The organism is Pseudomonas frederiksbergensis, from assembly GCF_003732275.1.
In the GTDB taxonomy this organism is placed as follows: domain Bacteria; phylum Pseudomonadota; class Gammaproteobacteria; order Pseudomonadales; family Pseudomonadaceae; genus Aquipseudomonas; species Aquipseudomonas frederiksbergensis_H.
This window is the reverse complement of sequence record NZ_MOBM01000012.1, coordinates 277,672-303,771: the sequence shown is the minus strand read 5'-3', so window position 1 is coordinate 303,771 and position 26,100 is coordinate 277,672. Positions and strand designations below refer to the sequence as shown.

Sequence of the window (26,100 nt, the reverse complement as noted above, 5' to 3'; positions counted from 1 at the left end):
TCAGGTTCGATGACCCTTTTTAGAAAACCATGACGATGGCGTCCAACCAGGAATGTTGTTACCCCCGGACAACAAAAAGTTATTCAAGAGTCCGTCGGCGGTTGAGACCGGGTGCCGGAACCATTCTAAGCGGGCCGACATCCGCTGCGTATTGGGACACCACCTGGCGGCTCATGTCGACGATGCTTTCGATCAATTCCAGGCCGACGCCGGCGCGCCATGAAGCCACGACATCCAGCTGCGGCAAGCGAGTGCCCGGTTCCAGCTGAATCAGCTCGCCGCTGGCCAAGGGCTTGGCCACCAGCGCGGCCGGCAAGGCGCCAATGCCAAAGCCGTCACGAATCAGCCGGGTCATGGCCGACACCGAGTTGACGCAACTGACGCGTGGCGTGCTGATGCCGTGGGCGTGCAGCAGGTTGAGTACATCCTGATGCGGCCGGGAGTTTTTGACGAAGGTGATGATGCGCTCACTGGCCATTTCGGTCAGTGAGGCATAGGGGCGGGCATAGATTGAGTTACTGGCGGCGATCCAGTGCATGGGGTAGTGCGCCAGTTCGAGGTTGCGCACACTTTCGTGGCGGATCAGGTCCGTCTGGAACACGATGTCCAGATAGCCCTTTTGCAGCTGATCGCACAGATTGCGTGCGGCGTCTGCGGTGATCTCGATTTCTACGGCGGGGAAGGTCTGCATCAGGGTCGACATCAACGGGCTGAGCCAGGTGTGGATCACCGTATCCATCACACCGATGCGCACTAGGCCCTGTTGCGGGTTGGTGTTGTCCAGTGAGTGTTTCAACGCTCGCTGAACCTCGAGCATCTGCTCGGCGTAGTCGAGCACCTTGAGGCCTTCCAGCGTTAGCGACACGCCGCGCGAATCGCGCACGAACAAACGCAGGCCCAACTCTTCTTCCAGCGAGGCAATCCGGCTGGAGATAGCCGCCTGGGTGCTGAACATTTTCTCGGCGGTAAGGCTGAAGCTTTGCAGGCGTGCGACCCAGACGAAGGTTTCGAGAAATTTGAGGTTCATGGCGGTTCTCGTTGTAGGGCGTTCACTGTTTTTCCACAGAGAACCGTGGTGGGGGTGCAGTAATTGTTACTCCAGAGTTCGTCGCCGGGGGTATCAAATTTTCTTATGCATAACCCCGTTTTTTTCCCGTTTGACGCAGTTTGGCCTTGACGCGAAGAATCCGCTCCACGACGCAGCCACTGCGTCTGCCCCCCACGACAACGCCTTCACAAAAAAATAATGAGGCGTGTCCGTCATCTTCGCTTGCTGCCGCAGGAACTCCCATGGAAAAGACCATGACTGACCACGTGCTTTCAGGTTCGGGCCGCACCGGCCCGTTCAGTTGGTACGGCCCCCTGTCGAAAAATGAAAAGCGTACCTTCTGGAGTTGCAAGATCGGCTATGCCCTGGATGGCATGGACACACAGATGCTGAGTTTCGTCATTCCGACCCTGATCGCCACCTGGGGCATCTCCAAGGGCGATGCCGGGATGATCGGCACCTGCACGCTGCTGGCCTCGGCGGCGGGTGGCTGGGTCGCCGGAATACTGTCCGACCGCATCGGTCGGGTGCGCACTTGCAACTGACGGTGCTGTGGTTCGCCTTCTTCACCTTCCTCTGCGGACTGGCACAGAACTACGAGCAACTGCTGGTGGCCCGGACTTTGATGGGCTTTGGTTTCGGTGGTGAATGGACGGCGGGTGCGGTGCTGATTGGCGAAGTGATTCGCTCCCAGGATCGTGGCAAGGCAGTGGGCATGGTGCAGGCCGGATGGGCGCTAGGGTGGGGGCTTACGGCACTGCTCTACGCCGGATTATTCAGCGTTCTGCCACCGGAAGAGGCCTGGCGGGCGCTGTTCATGATCGGGTTGGTGCCAGCGCTATTCGTATTGGTAATCCGCCGACTGGTCAAGGAGTCGGACACCTTCGAGCAGGCCTGCATTGAGCGCAAGGCCAAGCCTGAAAAGGATTCGCGTTGGGCCTTCTTCGAAATTTTCGCGCCTCGGATGCTCAGTACCACCCTGCGCGCTTCGTTGCTGACCACTGGTGCGCTGGGCGGTTATTACGCGATCACCACGTGGTTGCCGACCTACCTGAAAACCGAGCGAGGCCTGAGCGTGCTCGGCACTGGCGGCTATCTGGCGATGGTGATCGTCGGCTCCTACATCGGCTATGTGACCAGTGCATTGCTGACCGATGCCATCGGCCGAAAGAAGAACTTCATCCTGTTTGCCGTCGGCTCCATGGCGATCGTTCTGGCCTACACCCAACTGCCCATCGACAACACCTGGATGCTCTGGCTGGGCTTTCCATTGGGTTTCTTCGCTTCGGGCATTTTTGCTGGCATGGGGGCTTTTCTGACCGAGTTGTTTCCGACCCGCATGCGCGGTTCGGGCCAGGGCTTTTGCTATAACGCCGGGCGCTCCATCGCCGCGCTGTTTCCGTTGTTCATCGGTGCGCTGAGCGAAACGTTGCCGATTGGTACGGGGATCGGAATCTTCGCTGCCGGTGCCTATGGCGTGGTGATTCTGGCCGCGTTAAGCCTGCCGGAAACCCGCGGTCGCCAACTCGAATCCTGAACCCCGACACGTCTGGGCAATTGTGCCCAGACGTCGCTGATCCATTGCTAATCGACAAACATCGGTCGCGATCGCAACGCCCCCGAGAGGGCTCGCTCGCGTCCGTAACAGGAGCACGGCATGCACTATTCGCTTTCCACCCAACGGTTGTACCTCCCGGTCGGCACATTGCTCGGCTTGAGCTTGCTCGGCGCACCGGCCGCTCAGGCGGATTTCATTGCCGACAGTAAGGGAAGCCTGGAGGCACGCAACTTTTACTTCAATCGCGATTTCCGCCAGGACGGCTCGCGAGACAAAGCCGAGGAATGGGCACAGGGTTTTCTGTTGCGGATGGAGTCCGGGTATACCGCTGGCACGCTGGGGTTTGGTCTGGATGCGCTGGGCATGGCCGGTTTTAAACTGGACTCCGGCGGCGGCACGGCGGGCACCAATCTGTTGCCGCCGGATTTGTCGGGCGGCTCGCAGGATCGCTATGGCGAGTTGGGCCTGACCGCCAAAGTGCGCTTGTCCAAGAGCACCCTGAAGCTGGGGACGTTGCAGATCAAGGATCCGGTGGTGAATTCCAACGACACTCGTCTGTTGCCGTCAACTTTCAAAGGCGGCCTGGTCAATGTGCAGGAAATCGACCGTTTGAAGCTCACCGCCGGTCAACTCACACAGATCAATTTTGTCGATTCCACTGACTACCAGGACATGACTGCCAATCGCATCGGCGGGCAAAGCGACAAATTCCAGTTCGCCGGGGCTGACTATCAATTCCTGCCGAACCTGACAGCGCAGTACCGCTACGGCAAACTGGAAAATATCTACCAGCAAAACTACCTCGGATTGATCCACCTGCTGGATCTGGGGGCCGGTCAGTCGCTCAAGAGCGACGTGCGTTATGCGCGCAGTGCCGAAGATGGCAACTTTCGTGACCTCGACAATCAGGCTCTCGGTGCGATGTTTACCTACAGTCTCGGCGGTCACGCGTTGGGCTTCGGCTACCAGCGCATGAGCGGCGACGATCCGTTTCCGTACATCGGACGCAGCGATCCGTACCTGGTCAACTTCGTGCAGATCAATGACTTCGCCAACGTTGACGAACACTCCTGGCAAACGCGCTATGACTATAATTTCGCCGCATTGGGTGTACCGGGGTTGAGCTTTATGACCCGCTACGTCTCGGGGGATAACGTGCAGCGCAGTGCTGCGGGTGAAGGCAAGGAGTGGGAGCGCAACACCGATATCGCTTACGTGGTGCAGGACGGTACGTTGAAAGGCTTGGGCTTTAAATGGCGCAACGCGTCGGTGCGTTCGAACTTTGGCAATGATCTGGATGAGAATCGCTTGATCGTCAGCTATACCCTGGCGCTTTGGTAAATGTCTGGGCTATCAAGCAAGTAATGAGTCGACGGCCCGCCAGTCAGACTGTGCGGGCCGTTTGTTTTACATCGACAGAATCAACCGGCCAGCGAACAGAATCAGGATCACCCCCATGGTCCGTTCGAACCAGTGCCCCATGCGCATGAACAGCAATCGCACCCTCGCGCTGGAAAAAAACAGCGCCACGATCACGAACCACAAGGCATTCACGAAGCACATCCACAGCCCGTACAGCGCCTGAATCTGCAGCGGTGTCGAGGCGCTGATGATGGTCGTGAAGATCGCCAGGAAAAACAGCGTGGCCTTGGGGTTGGTGGCGTTGGTCAGAAACCCCGTGCTGAAGGCCTTGAACAAGGTCTGCCGTTCCGCTGACGCTTCTGCACCCTTGTCGCCTTCAATTGCCGATTTGGGTTTGCTGCGTATCAGGCTCACGCCGAGGTACAAGATATAGGCACCCCCCACGATCTTGGCCACCGTCAACAACCAGGGCGTGGTGTGCATCAGCGCGCCGACGCCGAGCAAGGTGTAAAGCACATGCACGGAAATGCCCGCACCGATGCCCAGCGCCGTGCAGATGCCCACTAAACGGCCGAAACGCACGCTTTGGCGGATGGTCACGGCGAAGTCCGGTCCGGGGGCGACCACGGCCAGAAAGTGGATCGTTGCCAGCGCCAGAAACTCGCCCAGGTAATTCGAAAACATCTCAGCTCCAGAAAGTCAGGGGTGAAGCATTGCCGCGATAGCCGACAAAGAAGGAAAGGCTCAATCGCGGGTCGTCCACACCCGGGGTCACCGAGTGCATGCAGCGCGAATTGAACATGATGAAATCACCCGGCTCAGGACGAATCTCCAGGGTCGGAGGGCCAAGCAAGGCCGGGTCGATGCCGTAACTGTCGCCACGCATTTCGTCGAACTGATCCGGGGAAATGTCGTGATCCCACATCTGCAACGCGCCGCCCTCGGTCGGCATGTTCAGATAGACGTTGCAGGCGAACTGCGCTTCCAGGCTTCTGGCCTGGAAGCTGTCCGGGGCATCCTTGGCGAAAATGTCGTGATGGGCGAGGAAGCACACCCCGGGCTTCACGACCCGGGATAGCCCCACATACATCTTGCGGCCATAGAGATTCTCCAGATGCGCCCCTGCCGGCCAGGACTCGTCGAGCATGCAGCGCAGCGTGTCGACAGGAGAGGAGTAGGGCGCACAACGGCTGCGCAATTCGGCGATATTGCTGGTGGCGCGCTCAAAATAGTCCTCGATCAGCAGCGGCTGGTTTTCCGCTTCATAAAACGCCATACCAATGCGACCGATACTCGGCGCGTTGATGTAGCCTTCGAAGCCGGGGGCGAGGATCTTGTCGCCGATCTGGATCGCCAGCGGCCGAGGCAACAAGCCTTTGACGCGGATGGCGAGGACTTCTTCGTTGGCCAGTTTTTGTATGCACGTCTCATCGAGACGCTCGACGTCAAGCATCATGTCTTTAGGTCCATCTATCAGATAGTCAACAGAGCCCGCGAACGCAGGCTCCCCCGGCGTCAGGCGATGACGGGGCCGACATCGCCCAAATGCTCAATCCACGCTGTAGTGGACTGACAGCGTTCCCTTTTTCTGTGAAAGGGAAGCAATCGTGACCGTGCCCAAATCCTTCAGGCTCCGTACATGGGTGCCGCCGCAGCCGTAGGCGGGCAGTTCACCGAAACCGATTTCCCGGGCACCTTCGCGTAACGACGTCAGGCGCGGCAGGTCATGGGCGATCCATTGCGTGATGCCGTGTTGAATCATTTGGGCATCGACCTCCTGTGCGCTATCACCCGGCTTGAACTGGACACGTCCTTCATCCGGCCAGTGATGAGCCTTGATCGGCATCCAGCCCATCGCCTGGACGAAGTGGCCAATCAAGTGCCCCGCCGAATGCATGCGCGTGTTGAACTGGCGGCGTTGCTCGTCGACCCGAATCTGAGTCATGCCGAGTTTTACCGGGTGGTCGACAAAATGGATGATCCGGTCCGGATCCTGAACCACGCGCAGTACCTGGCTTTCGCCGATCCAGCCGGTATCCCAGGATTGCCCGCCGCCTTGGGGATGAAACAGTGTGGCCCGCAGCACCACAGTGAATTCGTTCTCCTGGGGTGTGCATTCCAGGACTTCCACATTGGCCTTGAGCTCATCACTATGGAAGAAGAGGCGAAGCGTCATATTCCATGCTCTTATTAAAGTTTCTATTTTTATTATATGAACCGTGGAATTGCGTGATAATCCGTTCAATCATCAAAGGACTGTTGCGCTGTGAGCATAAATCTTCCCCTGCCACTGCTCGGTGAAATGGCGATTTTCGTCAAAGTTGTCGAGACCGGCAGTTTCTCCGAAGCCGCGCGTCAATTAGGTTCTTCACCCTCGGCGGTGAGTCGCAGCATTTCTCGGCTGGAGAAGGCGCTCGCCACGCGGCTGCTGCAACGAACCACGCGCAAGCTGCGCCTGAGTGACGGTGGCGAAGAGGTGTTCAAGCGTTGCCAGGAGATGGTCAGCGCGGCGAAGTCGGTGATGGAAATCAGCGGTCAGTTCACCCATGAAGCGGAAGGGCTGGTGCGCGTCAGCGTGCCCAAGGCCGTCGGGCGATTCGTGATTCATCCGCACATGCCGGAATTTCTGCGGCGCTATCCCAAAGTGAATGTGGAGTTGTTGCTCGAGGACCGTCAGGTGGATTTGATCGACGATAACGTTGATCTGGCGATCCGTATTACCGATTGCCCGCCTGCAGGGCTGGTGGGGCGACAGTTGCTGACCATCGATCATTTGCTCTGCGCAACGCCGCAGTACCTGGCCGAACACGGCACGCCAACTCATCCCCACGACTTACTCAACCATAGCTGCATCTATCTGGGCGAAACCCCGAGCGATGCGCGCTGGAAATTCAAGAAAGGCAGCAAAGCCGTGACCGTTGGCGTACGCGGACGTTATGCCGCCAACCACACGGGCGTGCGACTGGGCGCGGTATTGCAACACATCGGAATCGGCAGCCTGCCGTACTTCACCGCCCGTTATGCGCTGGAACAAGGGCTGATCGTGCAGGTACTGCCGGACTGGACTTTTTTGGCGTCCTATCACGGAGGCGCCTGGTTGCTGCATTCGCCAACGCGCTATCTACCGCCCAAATTACGGGTGTTTATCGACTATCTGGTGGAATGCCTGGAGAAGGAGCCGACCTTGAGCAGGCCGGGGAGGTTGAGTGGTTCAGGTAAGGTCGCGGCGGAGTATGAGTTGCCCGAGAGTGATGGGTTGCTCTGAAGAGCCCTTTCGCGAGCAAGCCCGCTCCCACATTTGATCCTCAGTGGACACAGATTCTGTGTATGACAGAAATCCACTGTGGGAGCGGGCTTGCTCGCGAAGACGGCAGCCCAACCACCACATCACTCGGCAATGCCACAAAAAAGGCCCGCATGTTCAACCATGCGGGCCTTTTGCATTACTGACTGTGGGATCAGTGCTTGCTGTCCTGGTTCGACATCGCCAGCAGCTGTTTTTCCTGATTCCAGTCAAACGGCTCGTCGTTCTGTTCGGCTTCGAAGCGACGCTCTTCAAGGGCCTGGTACAGGTCGATTTCATCATCGGGCATGTAATGCAGGCAGTCGCCGGCGAAGTACCACAGCAGGTCGCGCGGGACCAGGTGGGCGATTTGCGGATAACGAGTGATCACCTGACACAGAATGTCCTGGCCCAGGTACTGGCTTTCGATCGGGTCGACCGGCAGCAATGCACGCAGTTCGTCGAAGCGCTCCAGGAACAAGGCATGGCTTTCTTCGGGAACCTGTTCGGCCTCACCTACGGCGACCAGGATGCTGCGCAGGTGGTCGAGCAAGACGAGATGATCGGCAACGACATTGGACACGAGATAAGTCCTCAAGAGCAAAACGGGCGCAGGAGTATAAAGCTCCTGAGCCCCTTTTTCACATGGTAAAGAGCCCCATGATAGCGAGAAGACACACGGTCTGCTGGATCAGCGAACCTTGCCTTTGGCCAATATCAGCTCCTTTGGGTCGAAATCATCGACATCAATCACCTTGCGTCGTGCCACTTCTGACTCGCGCAAGCTCTGGGCTTCGGCCGGTTGCAAGACGCCAGCCTCCAGGGCGGCATCGATGGCAGATTCTCCGACAGTGGGTTTGACCTGACGACTTCTCAGTGCGGTATTGAGTTTTTTCTGTAGCGGCTTGGCAGCATTCAACAAGTCGCAGGCGTGCTGCAGGGCGCCGACCGAATCCTCTGGCGATTGCGGGCGATAGCAGCCCCCCAGTAACTCCTCAAGCGTTGGATCGCCCTTGGCGCGGCTGATGACGGCTGCGACTTGGGCCGCCAGTCTGTCCGACGGGCCTCTGTGGCGACGACCGAACGGAAACACCATCACCCGCAGCAGGCATCCAAGTACCTTGTTCGGGAAGTTGGTCAGCAGTTCGTCCAGCGCACGTTCGGACTGACCGAGGCTCTCTTCCATGGCCCAGGCGAACAGCGGATGCATATGCTCCGGTGAATCGAGATCGTGATAACGCTTCAGGGCGGCGGAGGCCAGATACAGGTAGCTGAGCACATCGCCCAAACGTGCGGACAGCCGTTCGCGGCGCTTCAGTTCACCGCCCAGCAGCATCATGCTCAGGTCTGCAAGCAGGGCAAAGGCCGCGGCCTGACGGTTGAGGGAGCGGAAATAGCCTTGGCTGAGCTTGTCCCCGGGGACGTGTTCGAAATGCCCAAGACCGAGGTTCAGCACCAGGGTGCTGGCGGCGTTGCTCACGGCAAAACCAATGTGGTCGAGCAGCAGTGCGTCGAATTCGACCAGTGCCTGTTGTTTGTCTTCGCGGTGGGCGAGGGCCATTTCCTTGAGCACAAACGGATGGCAGCGAATAGCGCCCTGGCCGAAGATCATCAAGTTGCGTGTCAGGATGTTCGCACCTTCGACCGTGACGGAAATGGGCGCACCTTGCCAGCTACGCGCCAGGTAATTGTTCGGGCCCATGATGATGGCCCTGCCACCGTGAACATCCATGGCGTGGCTGATGCACTCGCGGCCGCGTTCGGAGAGGTGGTATTTGATAATGGCCGAAGGTACCGACGGTTTTTCGCCGAGATCGACCGCGTTGGCGGTGAGCATCCGTGCGCTGTCCATCAGCCAGGTACTGCCGGCGATCCGCGCCAGTGCTTCCTGAATCCCTTCGAACGCTGACAGCGGTGCGTTGAATTGTTCGCGAACCTGCGCGTACTGGCCCGTCACCAGACTGGTGAACTTGCCCGCAGCGGTACCGATGGCAGGCAGCGAAATGGAACGCCCGACTGACAGGCAATTCATCAGCATCATCCAGCCTTCACCGAGCATCTCCTGACCGCCGATGATGAATTCCAGCGGTACGAACACATCCTTGCCGGAATTCGGGCCGTTCATGAATGAGGCGCCCAGCGGCAAGTGACGGCGACCGATTTCTACACCGGGGGTCTGGGTTGGAATCAAGGCGAGGCTGATCCCCAGGTCGACTTTGTCGCCCAGTAGATGCTCCGGGTCATAAGCCTTGAACGCCAGGCCGATCAAGGTCGCCACCGGGCCGAGGGTGATGTAGCGTTTTTCCCAGTTAAGGCGCAGACCGAGCGTTTCTTTGCCTTCCCATTCACCTTTGCAGATCACCCCGGTGTCGGTCATCCCGCCGACGTTGGAGCCTGCCATCGGGCCTGTCAGGGCAAAGCAGGGGATATCGTCGCCGCGTGCCAGCCGTGGCAGGTAATGATTGCGTTGTTCGTCGGTGCCGTAATGCAGCAGCAATTCCGCCGGGCCGAGGGAATTGGGCACCATGACGGTCGACGCCAGGTCACCGCTGCGGGTGGCCAGTTTCATCGCCACTTGGGAGTGGGCATAGGCCGAGAAGCCTTTGCCACCGTACTCTTTGGGGATGATCAGGGCAAAAAAGCCATGTTGTTTAATGTGATCCCAAGCCTTGGGCGGCAGATCCATCAACTGGCTGATCTGCCAATCGCTGACCATGGCGCAGAGCTCTTCGGTCGGGCCATCGATGAAGGCTTGTTCCTCTTCGCTCAGTTGCGCTTTTGGATAGGCCAGCAGCTTGTTCCAGTCCGGACGGCCGTTGAACAGTTCGCCGTCCCACCAGACCGTGCCAGCTTCAATGGCTTCACGCTCGGTTTGCGACATCGGCGGCAGGTTTTTTTGAAACCAGACGAATATTGGCGCAGTGAAGAGTTTTCGGCGCAGATCCGGCAGCAACAGGAAAGCGGTCACGACCGCGAGCATCACCCAGAAAATCAGCATGAGCCAGACGGGGGCATGGCTGAAGATGCCCATTGCCAGCAGATAGGCCGCGATGATGCCCAAGGCGGGCAGAGGTGCAGTGCGGCGATGTGCCAGGTAGGCAATCCCGACCACCAGAACCAGTATCCACAACAGCAACATATTCAATTCTCCATGAAGCCAGGGGCAAAACCACTTTCAGAGCTTAGACGGCATCCATAAAAGTGGGGGGCAGAGCATGAGTCTGAGTGTGTAGGAAGCAACGGCTGAAACTTGTCAGTTATTTCGAGGGCTGACGGTTGAGCGCTGTGATCGACAGGCGGCAAACGCTGATATTTGGCCGAAACGTCGTTATCTCTGTGCTGAAGGTATCGCTAGACTCGTGGCTTCCCCCAGGAGATTGTTCCCATGCACGCATGTCTGAGCCCCGGCCGCTTCATCGACAGTGACCACCCCTCGGTGGTGGAGTTCGCCGAAAAACATCGTGGCGCCGGGCGCGATCCGCTCGAACAGGCGATCAATCTCTATTACGCGGTGCGCGAGGCTGTGCGCTACAACCCTTACACCTTCAGTCGCGATCCAGAAACCTTGCGCGGCAGCTATGCGCTGGCGGCGGGGGAGAGTTATTGCGTGCCCAAAGCCACGCTGCTGGCCGGTGCAGCACGGCATTGCGGGATCCCGGCGCGTATCGGTCTGGCGGATGTGCGTAATCATTTATCGACGCCGCGTCTGCTCGAATTGCTCAAAAGCGATGTGTTCGCCATGCACGGCTACACCGAGTTATATCTGAACGATCGTTGGGTCAAAGCCACCCCAGCCTTTAATCAACAACTCTGCGAACTGTTCAATGTCGCGCCGCTGGAGTTCGACGGGATCAACGACAGCGTGTTCCACCCCTTCAACCGTGACGGCGAGCAATTGATGGAGTACCTGATCGATCACGGCCAGTTCACCGATGTGCCTGAAGCGTTCTTTTTCGAACACCTGGAAAAGTGCTATCCGCATCTGTTCGGCGAGCAGCTGCCGGTGCTGCTGGGTGACATGCAGAGCGATTTGAGTCGCGCCTGATCCGGCGTATGCTGCCTGCGCATTCATCCAAAAAGGGGCGGTCATGCTGAAGATCTGGGGTCGGAAAAATTCGTCGAATGTCAGGAAGCCGTTGTGGGCGGCCGAAGAACTGGGCCTGGCCTATGAAGCCATCGACGCCGGCGGCGCCTTTGGCGTGGTCGACACGCCTGAGTACCGCGCGATGAATCCCAACGGCCGGGTGCCGGTGATCGAAGACGACGGTTTCGTGCTGTGGGAATCCAATACCATCGTCCGTTATCTGATGGCCCGTCATGCCAGCGATACGGCCTGGTATCCGACAGACCTGCAGGCCCGAGCCTCTGCCGAAAAGTGGATGGACTGGACCACCTCAAGTTTTGCCGCTCCGTTCCGCACGGTGTTCTGGGGCGTGTTGCGCACCCCGGAAGACCAGCAGGACTGGCCAGCCATCAAGGCCGCGATCAAGGAGTGCGACGATCTGCTGTCGATGGCCGATCAAGTGCTGGCGGCCAAACCGTACCTGTCCGGCGATGAGATCGGCATGGGCGACATTCCCCTGGGCAGTTTCATTTATGCCTGGTTCGAGATGCCGATCGAGCGTGCGCCGCAGCCTCATCTCCAAGCCTGGTACGAGCGCCTGAAACAGCGTCCGGCGTATCGCAAAGCCGTCATGACCGCGTTGACTTAATACTCACTATCGACACGCTTGACTGTACTTGTGCGGCAGCGACAAGCACCATTGCGCTCATGCGCCGCGGTTGCATTGCTCGCCGCCCGCCCTTATTTATTCCTTTCTTCCCTTCTTGGTGCGTAAATCCGATATGAGTTCCGCTCTGTCCATCCGGCAGCTAACCAAAACCTACGGCAACGGTTTCCAGGCCTTGAGTGGTATCGATCTGGACGTCGCCGAAGGTGACTTTTTCGCCTTGCTCGGCCCCAACGGCGCCGGCAAATCCACGACCATCGGCATTCTCTCGACGCTGGTGAACAAGACCAGCGGAACGGTGAACATCTTCGGTCACGACCTGGACAAGAATCCTGCGCAGCTCAAGCGCTCCATCGGCGTGGTGCCTCAGGAATTCAACTTCAACCAGTTCGAAAAAACCTTCGACATTGTCGTGACCCAGGCCGGTTACTACGGCATTCCGCCGAAAATCGCCAAGGAACGCGCCGAGCAGTACCTGACCCAACTGGGCCTGTGGGACAAGCGCGATGTGCCGTCGCGCTCCCTGTCCGGTGGCATGAAGCGCCGACTGATGATCGCCCGTGCGCTGGTTCACGAACCGCGCCTGCTGATCCTCGACGAACCGACGGCGGGGGTGGACATCGAATTGCGTCGCTCGATGTGGACCTTCCTCACCGAACTGAACAAGAAAGGCATCACCATCATCCTCACCACTCACTATCTGGAAGAGGCTGAGCAGTTGTGCCGCAACATCGGCATCATCGACCACGGCACCATTGTCGAGAACACCAGCATGAAGCAGTTGCTCAGCCAACTGCATGTCGAAACCTTCCTGCTGGATATTAAGAACACCTTGCAAGTGGCCCCGCAATTGCTCGGTTACCCGGCCAAACTGGTCGACAGTCATACCCTGGAAGTTCAGGTCGACAAGGCCATGGGCATTACCGCGCTGTTCACCCAATTGGCACAGCAGAACATCGAAGTGTTGAGCCTGCGTAACAAAACCAATCGCCTCGAGGAGTTGTTCGTGTCCCTGGTGGAGAAGAATCTGTCGAAGGTGGCGGTATGAGTTCCGAGCTGCAACCCAACCTCGTTGCCCTCAATACCATCGTCTACCGTGAGGTCAAGCGTTTCACCCGGATCTGGCCGCAGACCCTGCTGCCGCCGGCCATCACCATGGTTTTGTACTTCGTGATCTTCGGCAATCTGATCGGTCGGCAGATCGGCGACATGGGTGGCTTCACTTACATGGAGTACATCGTGCCGGGGCTGATCATGATGTCGGTGATCACCAACTCCTACGGCAACGTGGTGTCGAGTTTCTTTGGCAGCAAGTTCCAGCGTTCTATCGAAGAATTGATGGTGTCGCCGGTATCACCGCATACGATTCTGATCGGCTACACTCTGGGCGGCGTGCTGCGTGGGTTGATGGTCGGGATCATCGTGACCCTGTTGTCGTTGTTCTTCACTCAATTGCAGGTTCATCACCTGGGCGTGACCGTTCTGGTGGTGGTGCTGACGGCGACGATCTTCTCGCTGCTGGGCTTCATCAACGCGGTATTTGCACGCAACTTCGATGATATCTCGATCATCCCGACATTCGTGCTGACGCCGTTGACGTACCTGGGCGGGGTGTTCTACTCGATCAGCTTGCTGCCACCGTTCTGGCAGACCGTGTCACTGGCCAACCCGGTGCTGCACATGGTCAACGCTTTCCGTTACGGCATCCTCGGTGTGTCGGACATCAAGATCAGCGTGGCGATTACCTTCATGCTGATAGCGACCGTTGTGCTGTACATCGGCTGTGCGCGGTTGCTGGTGAGTGGGCGCGGGATGCGTACCTAAGAAAACCGAGTCGCCTGCATCGCGAGCAGGCTCGCTCCCACATTGGTTTTGTGTCGATCGCAAAATAGATGGGCAACGCCAATCAGTGTGGGAGCGAGCCTGCTCGCGATGGCGTCAGCACAAACACCGCAAAAAGAAACGGCCTCCCAAGCGGAGGCCGTTTTCATTCTTGCATCCGGCTTTTCTTACGCCGCTTCCACTGCCGACTCACCCACCAGCGCCAGTACATCATGGTCAGACAATAGGCGAGGGCACCCAGCACCAGCCCCGTAACCACCGACCCGAGCAAGAACGGTTGCCACAGGCTCGAGAGTTCGCCGCTGATCCATTCCCAGGTCAACTCATCCGGCAGGCTGCGGGCGGGAACATCCATCAACCAGGCGCCGGTCTGGTAAGTACAGAAGAACACCGCCGGCATGGTGATCGGGTTGGTCAGCCAGACCAGGCTGACGGCAATCGGCATGTTGCCGCGCACCACAATGGCAAGGATGGCCGCCAACAGCATCTGCAACGGGATAGGCAGGAACGCCGCGAACAAACCGACCGCCATAGCCCGTGCGACGGAGTGGCGATTGAGGTGCCAGAGGTTCGGGTCATGCAGCAGGGTGCCGAGAAAGCGTAAGGATTTATGTTCCCTGATGCTGGTCGGATCTGGCATGTAACGTTTGAATAAGCGCCGGGGCATAAGGCTTCTCGGTCGGTTCAGGCGGCAAGTATGTCTGGATTCTACGAGCCGCCCATTCAGACTTTGTGACAATTGATAACGACAGACGTGCGGCGCAGCGGCTAAGCCTGGGAAGGGGACTCTCAAGGACGGGCTTATGCGCACAGGGATGATGGCGCTGGCGTTGGGTTTGCTGGCCCTGCGTTTTTTACCGGTATTACCGCCGGCGGGGTTGTGGCTGTTGTTGCCGGTAGTGGGTTTGATGTTGCTGCCGTTTCGCACCTTTCCCCTGGCATTTTTTCTGTTCGGTTTCAGTTGGGCGGGCGCGAATGCCCAGTGGGCGTTGAATGATCGCCTGGTGCTGAAGCTCGATGGCGAGACTCGCTGGGTCGAAGGTCGTGTGACCGGGTTGCCGCAGCAGGCCGAGGGCGTAGTGCGTTTCGAACTGACGGACAGTCAGTCGCGTCGCACCAGACTGCCTCGGTACCTGCGCCTGGCCTGGTATGGCGGGCCGCCCGTCAATAGCGGCGAGCATTGGCGGCTGGCCGTCAAATTGAAGCGTCCTTCAGGGCTGCTCAACCCGCATGCATTCGATTACGACGCCTGGTTACTGGCCCGGCACATCGGCGCCACCGGGACCGTCAAGGATGGCCAGCGACTGATGGAAGCGCAGTGGGCCTGGCGTGACGGCATCCGTCAGCGTTTGCAGGCCGTGGATGCCCAAGGGCGAACGGGTGCGCTGACGGCGTTGGTGCTGGCAGGTGCTGCAAGATACCGGCACCGTGCATTTGTTGGTGATTTCCGGGCAGCACATTGGTTTGTTGGCGGGCGTGGTGTATCTGCTGATTGCCGGACTGGCTCGTTATGGTTTGTGGCCCAGGCGCTTGCCGTGGTTGCCTTGGGCATGCGGATTGGCATTCGCGGCGGCGCTCGGTTATGGGCTGCTCGCCGGCTTCGAAGTGCCGGTACGGCGGGCTTGCCTGATGATCGGTCTGGTGCTGTTGTGGCGACTACGGTTTCGTCACCTTGGCGCATGGTGGCCGCTGTTGCTGGCGCTTGACGGTGTTTTGCTGCTGGACCCGCTGGTGAGCCTGCAACCGGGTTTCTGGTTGTCCTTTGCGGCGGTGGCGGTGCTGATTTTCACCTTTGGCGGCCGATTGGGGGCGTGGCGCTGGTGGCAAACCTGGACTCGCGCCCAATGGCTGATCGCGATCGGTCTGTGCCCGCTGCTGTTGGTGCTGGGATTGCCGATCAGTCTCAGCGGGCCGCTGGCCAATTTGCTGGCGGTGCCTTGGGTCAGCCTGGTGGTCCTGCCGCCGGCTCTGCTTGGGACGATGTTGTTGTCCGTTCCATATGTGGGTGAAGGATTGCTGTGGTTGGCCGGCGGTCTGATCGATCTTTTGTTCAAGGGGTTGGCGTTGATAGCCGGCCAATTGCCTGCGTGGGTGCCGGTGGCGGTCCCGTTGTGGGTATGGGCGCTCGGCATGTTGGGAGCCTTTCTGCTGTTATTGCCGCGAGGCGTGCCGCTGCGTCCGTTGGGCTGGCCGATGTTGCTGTTGCTGGTTTTTGCGCCCCGGCAAACGGTGCCTGAAGGCATGGCCGAGGTCTGGCAGCTGGATGTCGGTCAGGGATTGGCAATCCTGGTGCGTACCCGCCATCACACTTTGCTGTATGACGCCGGGCCACGGTTCGGCGATATCGACCTGGGGGAGCGGGTGGTGCTGCCATCATTGCGCAAACTGGGTGTGAACGGCGTTGATCTGATGCTGATCAGCCACGCCGATGCCGATCACGCCGGCGGTGCGCGAGCAATTGCCAATGCAATGCCGGTGAAGCAAATACTGAGTGGCGATCACTTGGCCCTGCCAGACGAACTGCACGCTGACGGCTGCGAGAGCGGTCAGCAATGGGCCTGGGACGGCGTGAAGTTTCAACTCTGGCAGTGGCCGTCTGCCAGCGACAGCAATCAGAAATCCTGCGTGCTGCAGATTGAGGCCAACGGCGAGCGGTTGCTGCTGACCGGTGACATCGATGCCGCAGCCGAGCGGGCGCTGCTCGACGGTCCTTTGGCGGTACCGACGGATTGGTTGCAGGCCCCGCACCATGGCAGTCGCAGTTCGTCTTCGGTGGCATTGCTCAGCGCCTTGCAACCCAAAGCGGTGTTGATCTCCCGTGGTAACGGCAATTCTTTCGGTCATCCCCATCCCACGGTCGTGGCGCGGTATCAAAAACGTGGTGTGGCGATCTACGACAGCGCCGAGCAAGGTGCCATTCGTCTGCAACTGGGACGCTTCAAGCCGCCGTGGACGATGCTTCAAGAACGGCGCTTCTGGCGCGGTCCGCCACCCTCCAGCCAGTAACCCGAACTATTGAAGCCCGACCGGATGCGACATCGCGGTCTTCGGTGCGTCCACCCCCTATGTTAGAGTGGCGCACTTTTCGAGGGGACTGTCACTGTGTGGGAATTGGTCAAATCCGGCGGCTGGATGATGCTGCCGATCATTCTGAGTTCCATCGCGGCCATGGCGATCGTTGCCGAGCGTCTGTGGACCCTGCGGGCCAGCCGCGTGACTCCGGAGCACTTGCTCGGGCAGGTCTGGGTCTGGATCAAGGACAAACAACTCAATAAAGAAAAACTCAAGGAACTGCGGGCAAACTCTCCGTTGGGCGAGATCCTGGCCGCCGGTCTGGCGAACTCAAGGCATGGTCGCGAGATCATGAAAGAGTGCATCGAAGAGGCTGCAGCGCGGGTGATTCATGAGCTCGAACGCTACATCAATGCCCTCGGCACCATCGCCGCCATGGCCCCCTTGTTGGGGCTGCTGGGTACGGTGCTGGGCATGATCGATATTTTCAGTGCGTTCATGGGCACGGGCATGGGTACCAACGCCTCAGTGCTGGCCGGGGGTATTTCCAAGGCGCTGATCACCACTGCCGCTGGCCTGATGGTCGGCATCCCGGCCGTGTTCTTCCACCGTTTCCTGCAACGCCGTATAGATGAGCTGGTGGTGGGCATGGAGCAGGAAGCGATCAAGCTGGTCGAGGTAGTGCAGGGTGACCGCGACGTGGATCTGGCTGAGGGCAAAGCGTGAAATTCCGTCGCAAACCGCGGGAAACGATAGACATCAACCTCGCGTCGTTGATCGACGTGGTGTTTATCCTGCTGCTGTTTTTCGTTGTGACCACCACCTTCACCCGTGAAACCCAGTTGCGCGTCGACTTGCCGGAAGCGGTCAGCGGTTCCCCGGCCGAAGATCAGCAGGCCAAACAACTGGACATCGCCATCAGCGCCGAAGGTGTGTTCTCCGTGAACAACCAGTTGTTGCCCAAGAATGACCTGACCAGCCTGATGGAAGCGCTGCAGAAAGAATCCAATGGCGATACCAACCTGCCGCTGTCCATCAGTGCTGATGGCAAGACGCCTCATCAGTCCGTCATCACCGCGATGGACGCTGCCGGCAAGCTCGGTTTCAGTCACTTGCGCATGACCACTGTCGAGGCGGCGCCGGCGTCCTGATGGCCATGTCCGATCGATTGCTCGCCGCGTGGTACGAAGGTCATCCGGCGCTGAAGCTGTTGCAGCCACTGGAGTGGCTATATCGGCGCGTGGTTATCGGCAAGCGCGAGCGCTTTCTGGCGGGTGAAGGCGAGATCTATCAGCCGCCGGTGCCGCTGATTGTGGTCGGCAATATCACGGTGGGCGGTACCGGCAAGACACCGCTGATTCTGTGGATGATCCAGCATTGCCAGCGCAGCGGGCTGCGGGTCGGCGTGGTCAGCCGTGGTTACGGCGCCAAACCGTCGCAATTGCCGTGGCGGGTCAAGGCGGATCAAAGCGCGGACGTGGCGGGCGATGAACCGTTGTTGATCGTCCAGCGCACCGGCGTGCCGCTGATGATCGACCCGGACCGCAGCCGCGCAGTCAAAGCCTTGCTGGCGAGCGAGCCGCTGGACCTGATCCTCTCCGACGACGGCATGCAGCATTACCGGCTGGCCCGGCACCTGGAGCTGGTGCTGATCGATGCCGCCCGCGGTCTGGGCAACCAGCGTTGCCTGCCGGCCGGGCCGTTGCGCGAACCGATCGAACGTCTGCAAAGCGTCGATGCGGTGCTTTACAACGGTGCCACGGCCGACCGCATCGACGGTTTTGCCTTCCAGCTGCAACCCACGGCGCTGGTCAACCTGCAAAGCGGCGAACGCCGGCCTCTCGACCATTTCCCCGCCGGCCAGGCCATTCACGCCGTGGCCGGGATCGGCAATCCCCAGCGTTTCTTCACGACCCTCGAAACGCTACACTGGCGGCCAGTGCCGCATGCATTTGCCGACCACGCCGAGTACAGCGTGCAGGCCTTGAATTTCACACCGTCATTGCCCGTGGTGATGACTGAAAAAGACGCGGTGAAGTGCCGTGCCTTCGCCGCCGCCGATTGGTGGTACCTGGCGGTCGATGCTGTGCCATCGCCGGCCTTCGTGGCCTGGTTCGATACGCAGCTGATACGCCTGTTGCCGGCTCGTCTTTTGCCTTAACTCCGTTTCTATCCAGGGAATGTTCATGGACACCAAATTGCTCGATATCCTCGCTTGCCCGATCTGCAAAGGTCCGCTCAAGCTCAGCGCCGACAAAACCGAGCTGATCAGCAAGGGCGCCGGCCTCGCATACCCGATTCGCGACGGCATCCCGGTGATGCTCGAAAGTGAAGCGCGCACCCTCACCACCGACGAGCGTCTGGATAAATGACCACAGCCTTTACCGTCGTCATTCCATCGCGCTATGCCTCCACCCGTCTGCCGGGCAAACCCCTGCTGCTGATCGCCGGCAAGCCGATGATCCAGCACGTCTGGGAACAAGCGAGCAAAAGCAGTGCCCAGCGAGTGGTCGTTGCCACTGACGATGCGCGCATTGTCGAGGCCTGCAAAAGCTTTGGTGCCGAAGTGGTGCTGACGCGCGAAGACCACAATTCCGGCACCGACCGTCTGGCCGAAGTCGCGGCAAAACTGGGCCTGGCCCCGGACGCCATCGTGGTCAACGTTCAGGGCGACGAGCCGTTGATTCCGCCGAGCGTGATCGATCAGGTTGCCGCCAACCTGGCTGCCCACACCGAAGCACGCATGGCCACCCTGGCCGAGCCGATCGAAGACGTGGAAACCCTGTTCAATCCCAACGTGGTCAAGGTGATCAGTGACCTCAATGGCCTGGCGCTGACGTTCAGTCGTGCCACCTTGCCGTGGGCTCGCGACGCGTTCGCCAAAAGCCGCGAGCAATTGCCGGAGGGCGTGCCGTATCGCCGCCACATCGGCATTTATGCCTATCGCGCCGGTTTTCTGCATGACTTCGTCACCTGGGGCCCGTGCTGGCTGGAAAACACCGAGTCTCTGGAGCAACTGCGGGCGCTCTGGCACGGCGTGCGGATTCACGTCGCCGATGCGCTGATCGCCCCGCCTACCGGCGTCGATACCATTGAAGACCTCGAGCGCGTTCGTCGCTTGCTGGAGGCCTGATGCGGGTTCTGTTCGTCTGCCTGGGCAATATCTGCCGTTCCCCCACGGCCGAAGGCGTATTGCGGCACAAACTGCGTGAGGCGGGGCTGGCCGATCAAGTCGAGGTGGCTTCCGCCGGCACCGGTGACTGGCACGTCGGCAAGCCCCCGGACAAGCGCAGCCAGGCCGCGGCGAAACTGCGCGGCTACGACCTGTCTGCCCAGCGTGCGCAGCAAGTCAGCCGCGCCGATTTCGCCACCTACGACCTGATTCTGGCGATGGACAACAGCAACCTGCGTCACCTCAAGGCCCTGCAACCGGCCAAGGGCAAGGCCGAGCTGGACCTGTTCCTGCGTCGCTTCCAGTCGGAAATCGATGAAGTGCCGGATCCTTATCACGACAGCGACCAGGGGTTCGAAGCGGTACTGGACCTGATTGAGCGCGCCAGCGATCTGCTGGTAATCGAATTGAAGGGACGGTTATGAGTTTGCAGATACAAGCTCAGGTATCACTCAAGCCGTTCAACAGCTTTGGCGTGGATGTTCAGGCCCGGCTGTTTGCCGAGGCCCATAGCGATACCGACGTGCGCGAAGCCCTGGCCTATGGGTTGGAACATGATGTGCCCGTGCTGGTGATCGGTGGTGGCAGCAATTTGTTGCTGACAGCCAATGTGCAGGCGCTGGTGCTGCGCATGGCCACACGCGGGATTCGTGTACTGAGCGATGACGGCAACCAGGTGGTGATCGAAGCCGAGGCGGGCGAGCCATGGCATCCGTTTGTACAACACACCTTGGCGCAAGGGCTGTCGGGGCTGGAAAACCTCAGCCTGATTCCCGGCACTGTGGGCGCGGCACCGATGCAGAACATCGGCGCTTACGGCGTCGAGATCAAAGACGTTTTTGCCGGCCTGACGGCCCTCGATCGCCAGACCGGCGAGTTGCGGGACTTCACGCTGGCCGAGTGCAACTTCGCCTATCGTGACAGCCTGTTCAAACAGGAACCGGGGCGTTGGTTGATCCTGCGGGTGCGTTTCACCCTCAATCGCACCGCTCACCTGCACCTGGAATACGGGCCGGTTCGCCAGCGCCTGACATCGCTGGGTATTGATCACCCGACATCTACCGATGTCAGTCAGGCCATTTGCAGCATTCGTAACGAAAAGCTCCCGGACCCGGCGGTGCTCGGCAATGCCGGCAGCTTCTTCAAGAACCCCTTGGTGCCGGCGACATTGGTGGCGCAGCTCAAGGAGCAATACCCGGAGCTGGTGGCCTACGCGCAACCTGACGGGCAAATGAAACTGGCGGCGGGCTGGCTGATTGAACGGGCCGGCTGGAAAGGCTTTCGCGACGGTGATGCCGGTGTGCATAAATTACAGGCACTGGTGCTGGTCAACTATGGCACCGCAACGGGCCTGCAATTGCTGAACCTGGCGCAACGTATTCAAAAAGACATTTCAGAACGTTTCCACGTCGACCTGGAAATGGAGCCCAATCGGTATTGAGGCTACGCTTTCACGGCTGATTCCAAAGCCCTGCACATCTTCAAATGTGCAGGGCTTTTTTGTTAATGCTGGGTTAACTTAGCTACCTAACGATGCAAGCATTTGCTCCACCAAAGGCCCGGTGCAGACGTCGCGTCCGCATAAGAGAGCCCATTAGCCTGAGTCGATCTGCGTGAAGGAACCCACGCGGCAGATTGCTCGACCCCATAACCTCTATAACTATGCGGGCGTGCCCATGATTACCCTGAAACTCAATGGACAAGATCATCAACTCGATGTCACCGAGGACATGCCGCTGCTCTGGGCGATCCGTGACGTGGCCGGTTACAACGGCACCAAATTCGGCTGCGGCATGGGCCTGTGTGGCGCCTGCACCATTCATATCGACGGCGCGCCTGCGCGCAGTTGCATCACGCCGATCGGCTCGGTAGTCGGCCAGAACGTCACCACCATCGATAACCTGCACGCTGACCCGGTTGGCAAAGTCGTCCAGCAAGCCTGGCTCGACAGCGCCGTGGCTCAGTGCGGGTACTGCCAGGGCGGGCAGATCATGTCGGCCACCGCCTTGCTGAAAACCAACCCGAACCCCAGCGACGAACAGATTGAAGAGGCGATGGTCGGCAACATTTGCCGCTGCGGCACCTACAACCGGATCAAGACCGCCATCCGCCAGGCATCCACTCACCTGAAGGAGGCCAAGGCATGAGCCAGCTACCAAATGACTTTGCGCTGAGCAACCTCAGCCGCCGTGGTTTCCTCAAAGGCGTGGGCGCCACCAGTGCGCTGGTGCTGGCAGCCAGTTGGGGTTGGCAAGACGCGCTTGCCGCCGAGAAAGACAAGAAGTTCGGCGCTGACGGCATGCCCAATGGCTGGATCGATGATCCCAAGGTTTACGTCAGCATCGCCGCCGATGGCAGCGTGACCGTGGTTTGCAATCGCTCGGAAATGGGCCAGGGCGTACGCACCAGTCTGACCATGGTAGTGGCCGATGAATTGGAAGCCGACTGGGCGCTGGTCAAAGTGCAACAGGCGCCGGGTGACGAAGTGCGTTTCGGCAACCAGGACACCGACGGTTCGCGTAGCATGCGTCACTGGTACGAGCCAATGCGCCGTAGCGGGGCTGCCGCGCGGACCATGCTTGAGCAAGCCGCCGCTGCGCAGTGGAAAGTGCCGGTCAGCGAGTGCCATGCGCAACTGCATAAAGTCATTCACCAACCGACCGGTCGTGAACTGGGCTACGGCGCGTTGGCCGCTGCTGCCGGGGCACTGGCGGTGCCGGCCCGCGACAGCTTGCGGCTCAAGCAACCCTCGGAATTCCGTTACATCGGCAAGGAAGGCACCAAGGCCATCGACGGTGCGGACATCGTCAATGGTCGCGCGGTCTACGGCGCCGATGTGCATTTGGACGGCATGCTTTTCGCCACCATCGCGCGTCCAGCGGTCTACGGCGGCAAGGTCAAATCCTTCGATGCCAGCGCCGCGATGAAAGTCCCGGGCGTGATCAAGGTTCTGCAAGTCGAAAGCCGTCCATTGCCGTCCGAGTTTCAGCCACTGGGTGGTGTGGCCGTGGTGGCCAGCAATACCTGGGCGGCGATCAAGGGCCGTGAAGCGCTGAAAATCGAGTGGGATGACGGCCCCAACGCCAGTTATGACTCGATCGCCTACCGCAAGGAACTCGAAGCCGCGTCCCTCAAGCCCGGCAAAGTGGTGCGCAATACCGGCAGCATCGACCAGGCCATGAGCAGCGCCGACAGCACTCTCGAAGCCTCTTACTACCTGCCGCACCTGGCACAATCGCCAATGGAGCCGATGGTCGCTATCGCCCGTTTCAAGGACGGCGTGTGCGAAGCCTGGGCCCCAAGCCAGGCACCGCAAGTCACCCGTGAACGGATCGGCGAGCGCCTCGGGATTCCATTCGATAACGTCACGTTCAATGTCACCTTGCTCGGCGGCGGTTTCGGTCGCAAATCCAAGCCGGACTTCGTCGTTGAAGCGGCGATCCTGGCCAAGGAGTTCCCGGGTAAAGCCGTACGGGTGCAATGGACCCGTGAAGATGACATCCACAATTCCTATTTCCACACCGTGTCGGCCGAATACCTGAAGGCCAGCCTGAACAAGGACGGCCTGCCGTCCGGCTGGCTGCATCGCACGGTGGCGCCAAGCATCACCGCGCTGTTCGCGCCGGGAATGAACCATGAGGCGGCTTTCGAGCTGGGCATGGGCTTTACCAACATGGCTTACGCGATCCCCAATGTGCGCCTGGAAAACCCTGAAGCGACGGTCCATACCCGGGTCGGCTGGTATCGCTCGGTATCGAACATTCCCCACGGCTTTGCGATTCAGAGCTTTGTCGATGAACTGGCCCACAAGGCTGGCCAGGATCCGCTCAAGTACCAGATCAAACTGCTCGGCCCGGACCGTCAGATCGATCCGCGCACCTTGAGTGAAGAGTGGAACTACGGCGAATCTCCCGAGCGTTATCCAATCGACACTGCTCGGATGCGCACCGTGCTGGAAACCGCCGCCAAAGCGGCCGGTTGGGGGCGTGAGTTGCCCAAGGGCCGAGGCTTGGGCCTGGCGGTGCACTATAGTTTTGTCACTTATGTGGCGGCGGTGATCGAGGTGGAAGTCAAAGACGATGGCACGTTGATCGTGCACAAGGCCGACATCGCCGTGGATTGCGGCCCGCAGATCAACCCTGAGCGGATTCGCTCGCAGTTCGAAGGTGCCTGCGTCATGGGCCTGGGCAACGCGGTGCTGGGGGAAATCAGCTTCAAGGACGGCAAGGTTCAGCAGGACAATTTCCACATGTACGAGGTGGCACGCATGTCTCTGGCACCGAAAGAAATCGCCGTGCATCTGGTCACGCCACCGGGCGATGTGCCGTTGGGTGGAGTCGGTGAACCAGGCGTGCCGCCGATCGCGCCAGCGTTGTGCAACGCGATCTTTGCTGCCACCGGCAAGCGTATTCGTGACTTGCCAGTGCGTTATCAGTTGCAAGGCTGGCAGAAGGCGCAAGCCTGATGGACAGCGTCGATCTGAACGTCCTGCGCAGCGTGCTGGAATGGCGCCGCGCCGGTCAGCGGGTGATGTTGTACAGCGTGGTCCAGACCTGGGGCACCGCGCCCCGGGCACCTGGCGCCATGCTGGCCTTGCGTGAAGACGGCGTGGTGATTGGCTCGGTGTCCGGTGGCTGTGTCGAGGATGACCTGATTGCCCGGCTGCACGATGGCCGTATCCCGGCCGACGGGCCGCCGGTGCAATTGATTACCTATGGCGTCACCCGGGAGGAGGCCGCACGGTTTGGTTTGCCATGCGGCGGCACATTGCGCCTGACCGAGGAGCGCGTCGGCGATCCGGCGTGGGTCGCCGAATTGCTGACGCGCTGCGAGGCCCATGAAATCGTTGCGCGTGAGCTGAACCTGGCGACCGGCGATGTGATTCTGCAGCCAGCGAGCAAGACCGATGCGCTGGTGTTTGACGGCCAGACCTTGCGCGCCATTTACGGCCCGCGCTGGCGGCTGTTGTTGATCGGCGCCGGCCAACTGTCGCGCTACGTTGCCGAGATGGCGCGGCTGCTGGATTTCGAAGTGCTGATCTGCGATCCGCGCACCGAGTTCGTCTACGGCTGGGAAGAGCAACACGGTCGCTTCGTCCCGGGCATGCCCGATGAAGCGGTGCTGGCCATCCAGACCGACGAGCGCACAGCCATTGTCGCGCTGACCCACGATCCGCGCCTGGATGACATGGCGCTGCTCACGGCCCTGGACTCCAAGGCGTTTTATGTCGGTGCGCTAGGCTCGCGAGTCAACAGCCAGAAGCGCAGGGACAACCTGGCTCAGCTAGGCTTGTCACAACAGGCCATCGAGCGCTTGCACGGCCCGATCGGTTTGCACATCGGCAGCCATACACCGGCGGAAATCGCCTTGTCGCTGCTGGCCGAAATTGTGGCGATCAAGAACGGCATTGAGCTGAAACAGAAGAGGCCGTTGCAGGAGGGGGTATGAGCGACTCCATCGGCGTTATCGTTCTGGCCGCCGGGCAGGGCAGTCGGTTTCGACAGGTAGCGGGTAACGATAAGGACAAGCTGCTGGTGGACTGCACCGGTCGTGATGGCGTCTCCGTGCATTCGATGATCGAGCAGGTGCTGGTGAATCTGCCGGCCGCGCTTGAGAAGCGCGTGCTGGTGACCACGGCGGATCGCCCGCAAGTGATTCGCATGGCTCAAGCCTATGGTTGTGAAATTGTACGGATCGAATCGACCGGCCTGGGCGACAGCATTGCGGCGGGTGTGGCGGCGTGCTCGCAACTCGGTGGATGGCTGATCATGCTGGGGGATATGCCGTTTATCCTGCCGTCCAGCATTGAACAGGTTGTTGCGAATATTGCCGAGGATGCCATCAGCGTGCCGGTGCATGAGGGGCAATATGGGCACCCGGTGGGGTTCGGGCGAAGCTTTGGTCCGGGATTGATGGCGTTGACCGGTGATCACGGCGCCAAGTCGCTGTTCGCGCAGGCGAGGGTGGTCGAGGTGGCGGTGGAGGATCCCGGGGTGTTGTGGGATGTGGATGTGCCTGAGGCACTGGTTTTTCAATAACGGTTGTCAGCGGGATTGCATTCGCACTTCCTCGGAATAATCGGCTCTTCCTTTC

The 26,100-nt window shown here is 59.8% G+C and carries 24 protein-coding genes and 2 pseudogenes; 19 read left to right on the top strand and 7 right to left on the bottom strand.

The features are described 5' to 3' along the window. Positions 1-79: 79 nt before the first annotated feature. Complete coding sequence (locus BK662_RS09400; protein ID WP_123357829.1) at positions 80-1,027, bottom strand: LysR family transcriptional regulator; 948 nt, start codon at positions 1,025-1,027, stop codon at positions 80-82. 275 nt (positions 1,028-1,302) lie between these two features. On the opposite strand from BK662_RS09400, the pseudogene BK662_RS09395 reads away from it, so the two are divergent. Both BK662_RS09395 and BK662_RS09390 read left to right on the top strand, forming a co-directional pair. Beyond that, positions 1,303-2,585 (top strand): annotated as a pseudogene (locus tag BK662_RS09395) (MFS transporter). Positions 2,586-2,705: 120 nt separating this feature from the next. After that, positions 2,706-3,947 carry an OprD family porin gene (locus BK662_RS09390; protein WP_123357828.1) on the top strand — a complete coding sequence of 414 codons (1,242 nt, stop codon included), beginning with the start codon at positions 2,706-2,708 and terminating at the stop codon, positions 3,945-3,947. A gap of 66 nt (positions 3,948-4,013) precedes the next feature. Here BK662_RS09390 and BK662_RS09385 read toward each other — a convergent pair whose 3' ends face one another. The 3 genes from BK662_RS09385 to BK662_RS09375 form a co-directional block, all read right to left on the bottom strand. Next, a complete protein-coding gene (locus tag BK662_RS09385; protein ID WP_123357827.1) occupies positions 4,014-4,652 on the bottom strand; it encodes a LysE family translocator in 639 nt (212 codons plus the stop codon). Between the two features lies 1 nt (position 4,653). Continuing rightward, positions 4,654-5,424, bottom strand: coding sequence for a 2OG-Fe(II) oxygenase (locus BK662_RS09380; protein ID WP_123357826.1), 771 nt, complete (start codon positions 5,422-5,424; stop codon positions 4,654-4,656). Between the two features lie 93 nt (positions 5,425-5,517). Then, a complete protein-coding gene (locus BK662_RS09375) occupies positions 5,518-6,144 on the bottom strand; it encodes an alanyl-tRNA editing protein (RefSeq protein WP_123357825.1) in 627 nt (208 codons plus the stop codon). A gap of 90 nt (positions 6,145-6,234) precedes the next feature. Here BK662_RS09375 and BK662_RS09370 point away from each other — a divergent pair, with 90 nt between their 5' ends. Beyond that, entirely contained in the window at positions 6,235-7,233 is a 999-nt protein-coding gene (locus BK662_RS09370) for a LysR family transcriptional regulator (RefSeq protein ID WP_123357824.1), read from the top strand. Positions 7,234-7,426: 193 nt separating this feature from the next. Here BK662_RS09370 and BK662_RS09365 read toward each other — a convergent pair whose 3' ends face one another. Together BK662_RS09365 and BK662_RS09360 are read right to left on the bottom strand one after the other, a co-directional pair. Further along, entirely contained in the window at positions 7,427-7,834 is a 408-nt protein-coding gene (locus BK662_RS09365; protein WP_007905217.1) for a PA2817 family protein, read from the bottom strand. A 108-nt stretch (positions 7,835-7,942) separates the two neighbouring features. Next, on the bottom strand, positions 7,943-10,390 hold the full coding sequence (locus BK662_RS09360; protein ID WP_123357823.1) for an acyl-CoA dehydrogenase: 2,448 nt from the start codon (positions 10,388-10,390) through the stop codon (positions 7,943-7,945). Positions 10,391-10,636: 246 nt separating this feature from the next. Between BK662_RS09360 and BK662_RS09355 the strand changes: the two genes are divergently transcribed. The 4 genes from BK662_RS09355 to BK662_RS09340 all read left to right on the top strand — a co-directional run bounded on the left by BK662_RS09355 (position 10,637) and on the right by BK662_RS09340 (position 13,805). Further along, positions 10,637-11,296, top strand: a complete 660-nt coding sequence (locus BK662_RS09355) for a transglutaminase-like domain-containing protein (protein WP_123357822.1) — start codon at positions 10,637-10,639, stop codon at positions 11,294-11,296. A gap of 43 nt (positions 11,297-11,339) precedes the next feature. Then, positions 11,340-11,963: a glutathione S-transferase family protein gene (locus tag BK662_RS09350; RefSeq protein ID WP_123357821.1), complete on the top strand. Its 624-nt coding sequence runs from the start codon at positions 11,340-11,342 to the stop codon at positions 11,961-11,963. A 133-nt stretch (positions 11,964-12,096) separates the two neighbouring features. Continuing rightward, entirely contained in the window at positions 12,097-13,029 is a 933-nt protein-coding gene (locus BK662_RS09345) for an ABC transporter ATP-binding protein (RefSeq protein ID WP_123357820.1), read from the top strand. After that, the gene (locus BK662_RS09340) at positions 13,026-13,805 is read left to right on the top strand and encodes an ABC transporter permease (protein ID WP_007905224.1); all 780 of its coding nucleotides are present in this window, start codon (positions 13,026-13,028) and stop codon (positions 13,803-13,805) included. The genes BK662_RS09345 and BK662_RS09340 overlap by 4 nt, the downstream gene beginning before the upstream one ends. A 163-nt stretch (positions 13,806-13,968) precedes the next feature. Here the strand turns inward: BK662_RS09340 and BK662_RS09335 are convergent, their stop codons facing one another. Next, entirely contained in the window at positions 13,969-14,490 is a 522-nt protein-coding gene (locus BK662_RS09335) for a DUF2062 domain-containing protein (protein ID WP_123357819.1), read from the bottom strand. A gap of 136 nt (positions 14,491-14,626) precedes the next feature. Between BK662_RS09335 and BK662_RS09330 the strand changes: the two are divergent. The 12 genes and pseudogenes from BK662_RS09330 (at position 14,627) to BK662_RS09275 (ending at position 26,045) form a co-directional block, all read left to right on the top strand. Beyond that, positions 14,627-16,829: pseudogene (locus BK662_RS09330) on the top strand (DNA internalization-related competence protein ComEC/Rec2). 96 nt (positions 16,830-16,925) lie between these two features. Beyond that, positions 16,926-17,561, top strand: coding sequence for a flagellar polar localization protein PocA (gene pocA, locus BK662_RS09325; protein ID WP_008067747.1), 636 nt, complete (start codon positions 16,926-16,928; stop codon positions 17,559-17,561). After that, positions 17,558-17,986, top strand: a complete 429-nt coding sequence (pocB, locus tag BK662_RS09320; protein ID WP_007904055.1) for a flagellar polar localization protein PocB — start codon at positions 17,558-17,560, stop codon at positions 17,984-17,986. Before pocA ends, pocB begins: the two co-directional genes overlap by 4 nt. Continuing rightward, positions 17,986-18,996 carry a tetraacyldisaccharide 4'-kinase gene (gene lpxK, locus BK662_RS09315; RefSeq protein ID WP_123357818.1) on the top strand — a complete coding sequence of 337 codons (1,011 nt, stop codon included), beginning with the start codon at positions 17,986-17,988 and terminating at the stop codon, positions 18,994-18,996. Before pocB ends, lpxK begins: the two co-directional genes overlap by 1 nt. Before the next feature lie 25 nt (positions 18,997-19,021). Continuing rightward, positions 19,022-19,207: a Trm112 family protein gene (locus tag BK662_RS09310; protein WP_003174668.1), complete on the top strand. Its 186-nt coding sequence runs from the start codon at positions 19,022-19,024 to the stop codon at positions 19,205-19,207. Next, entirely contained in the window at positions 19,204-19,968 is a 765-nt protein-coding gene (gene kdsB, locus BK662_RS09305) for a 3-deoxy-manno-octulosonate cytidylyltransferase (protein ID WP_123357817.1), read from the top strand. Before BK662_RS09310 ends, kdsB begins: the two co-directional genes overlap by 4 nt. After that, the gene (locus tag BK662_RS09300) at positions 19,968-20,432 is read left to right on the top strand and encodes a low molecular weight protein-tyrosine-phosphatase (protein WP_123357816.1); all 465 of its coding nucleotides are present in this window, start codon (positions 19,968-19,970) and stop codon (positions 20,430-20,432) included. Before kdsB ends, BK662_RS09300 begins: the two co-directional genes overlap by 1 nt. Further along, positions 20,429-21,448 (top strand): UDP-N-acetylmuramate dehydrogenase, encoded by a 1,020-nt coding sequence (gene murB, locus BK662_RS09295; RefSeq protein ID WP_123357815.1) that lies wholly within the window; start codon positions 20,429-20,431, stop codon positions 21,446-21,448. The genes BK662_RS09300 and murB overlap by 4 nt, the downstream gene beginning before the upstream one ends. 235 nt (positions 21,449-21,683) lie before the next feature. Beyond that, positions 21,684-22,154: a (2Fe-2S)-binding protein gene (locus BK662_RS09290; protein ID WP_038982082.1), complete on the top strand. Its 471-nt coding sequence runs from the start codon at positions 21,684-21,686 to the stop codon at positions 22,152-22,154. After that, positions 22,151-24,472, top strand: coding sequence for a xanthine dehydrogenase family protein molybdopterin-binding subunit (locus tag BK662_RS09285; RefSeq protein ID WP_123357814.1), 2,322 nt, complete (start codon positions 22,151-22,153; stop codon positions 24,470-24,472). Before BK662_RS09290 ends, BK662_RS09285 begins: the two co-directional genes overlap by 4 nt. Then, a complete protein-coding gene (locus BK662_RS09280; protein ID WP_123357813.1) occupies positions 24,472-25,455 on the top strand; it encodes an XdhC family protein in 984 nt (327 codons plus the stop codon). The genes BK662_RS09285 and BK662_RS09280 overlap by 1 nt, the downstream gene beginning before the upstream one ends. Further along, complete coding sequence (locus BK662_RS09275) at positions 25,452-26,045, top strand: nucleotidyltransferase family protein (protein ID WP_123357812.1); 594 nt, start codon at positions 25,452-25,454, stop codon at positions 26,043-26,045. Before BK662_RS09280 ends, BK662_RS09275 begins: the two co-directional genes overlap by 4 nt. The last annotated feature ends 55 nt before the right edge of the window (positions 26,046-26,100 follow it).

What these genes read in the sequence shown, in the direction of transcription:
- BK662_RS09400 (WP_123357829.1), bottom strand. Translation starts at nt 1,027, where the DNA reads ATGAACCTCAAATTTCTCGAAACCTTCGTCTGGGTCGCACGCCTGCAA.
- BK662_RS09390 (WP_123357828.1), top strand. Translation starts at nt 2,706, where the DNA reads ATGCACTATTCGCTTTCCACCCAACGGTTGTACCTCCCGGTCGGCACA.
- BK662_RS09385 (WP_123357827.1), bottom strand. Translation starts at nt 4,652, where the DNA reads ATGTTTTCGAATTACCTGGGCGAGTTTCTGGCGCTGGCAACGATCCAC.
- BK662_RS09380 (WP_123357826.1), bottom strand. Translation starts at nt 5,424, where the DNA reads ATGATGCTTGACGTCGAGCGTCTCGATGAGACGTGCATACAAAAACTG.
- BK662_RS09375 (WP_123357825.1), bottom strand. Translation starts at nt 6,144, where the DNA reads ATGACGCTTCGCCTCTTCTTCCATAGTGATGAGCTCAAGGCCAATGTG.
- BK662_RS09360 (WP_123357823.1), bottom strand. Translation starts at nt 10,390, where the DNA reads ATGTTGCTGTTGTGGATACTGGTTCTGGTGGTCGGGATTGCCTACCTG.
- BK662_RS09355 (WP_123357822.1), top strand. Translation starts at nt 10,637, where the DNA reads ATGCACGCATGTCTGAGCCCCGGCCGCTTCATCGACAGTGACCACCCC.
- BK662_RS09350 (WP_123357821.1), top strand. Translation starts at nt 11,340, where the DNA reads ATGCTGAAGATCTGGGGTCGGAAAAATTCGTCGAATGTCAGGAAGCCG.
- BK662_RS09345 (WP_123357820.1), top strand. Translation starts at nt 12,097, where the DNA reads ATGAGTTCCGCTCTGTCCATCCGGCAGCTAACCAAAACCTACGGCAAC.
- BK662_RS09340 (WP_007905224.1), top strand. Translation starts at nt 13,026, where the DNA reads ATGAGTTCCGAGCTGCAACCCAACCTCGTTGCCCTCAATACCATCGTC.
- BK662_RS09335 (WP_123357819.1), bottom strand. Translation starts at nt 14,490, where the DNA reads ATGCCCCGGCGCTTATTCAAACGTTACATGCCAGATCCGACCAGCATC.
- lpxK (WP_123357818.1), top strand. Translation starts at nt 17,986, where the DNA reads ATGGCCATGTCCGATCGATTGCTCGCCGCGTGGTACGAAGGTCATCCG.
- BK662_RS09310 (WP_003174668.1), top strand. Translation starts at nt 19,022, where the DNA reads ATGGACACCAAATTGCTCGATATCCTCGCTTGCCCGATCTGCAAAGGT.
- kdsB (WP_123357817.1), top strand. Translation starts at nt 19,204, where the DNA reads ATGACCACAGCCTTTACCGTCGTCATTCCATCGCGCTATGCCTCCACC.
- BK662_RS09300 (WP_123357816.1), top strand. Translation starts at nt 19,968, where the DNA reads ATGCGGGTTCTGTTCGTCTGCCTGGGCAATATCTGCCGTTCCCCCACG.
- murB (WP_123357815.1), top strand. Translation starts at nt 20,429, where the DNA reads ATGAGTTTGCAGATACAAGCTCAGGTATCACTCAAGCCGTTCAACAGC.
- BK662_RS09290 (WP_038982082.1), top strand. Translation starts at nt 21,684, where the DNA reads ATGATTACCCTGAAACTCAATGGACAAGATCATCAACTCGATGTCACC.
- BK662_RS09285 (WP_123357814.1), top strand. Translation starts at nt 22,151, where the DNA reads ATGAGCCAGCTACCAAATGACTTTGCGCTGAGCAACCTCAGCCGCCGT.
- BK662_RS09280 (WP_123357813.1), top strand. Translation starts at nt 24,472, where the DNA reads ATGGACAGCGTCGATCTGAACGTCCTGCGCAGCGTGCTGGAATGGCGC.
- BK662_RS09275 (WP_123357812.1), top strand. Translation starts at nt 25,452, where the DNA reads ATGAGCGACTCCATCGGCGTTATCGTTCTGGCCGCCGGGCAGGGCAGT.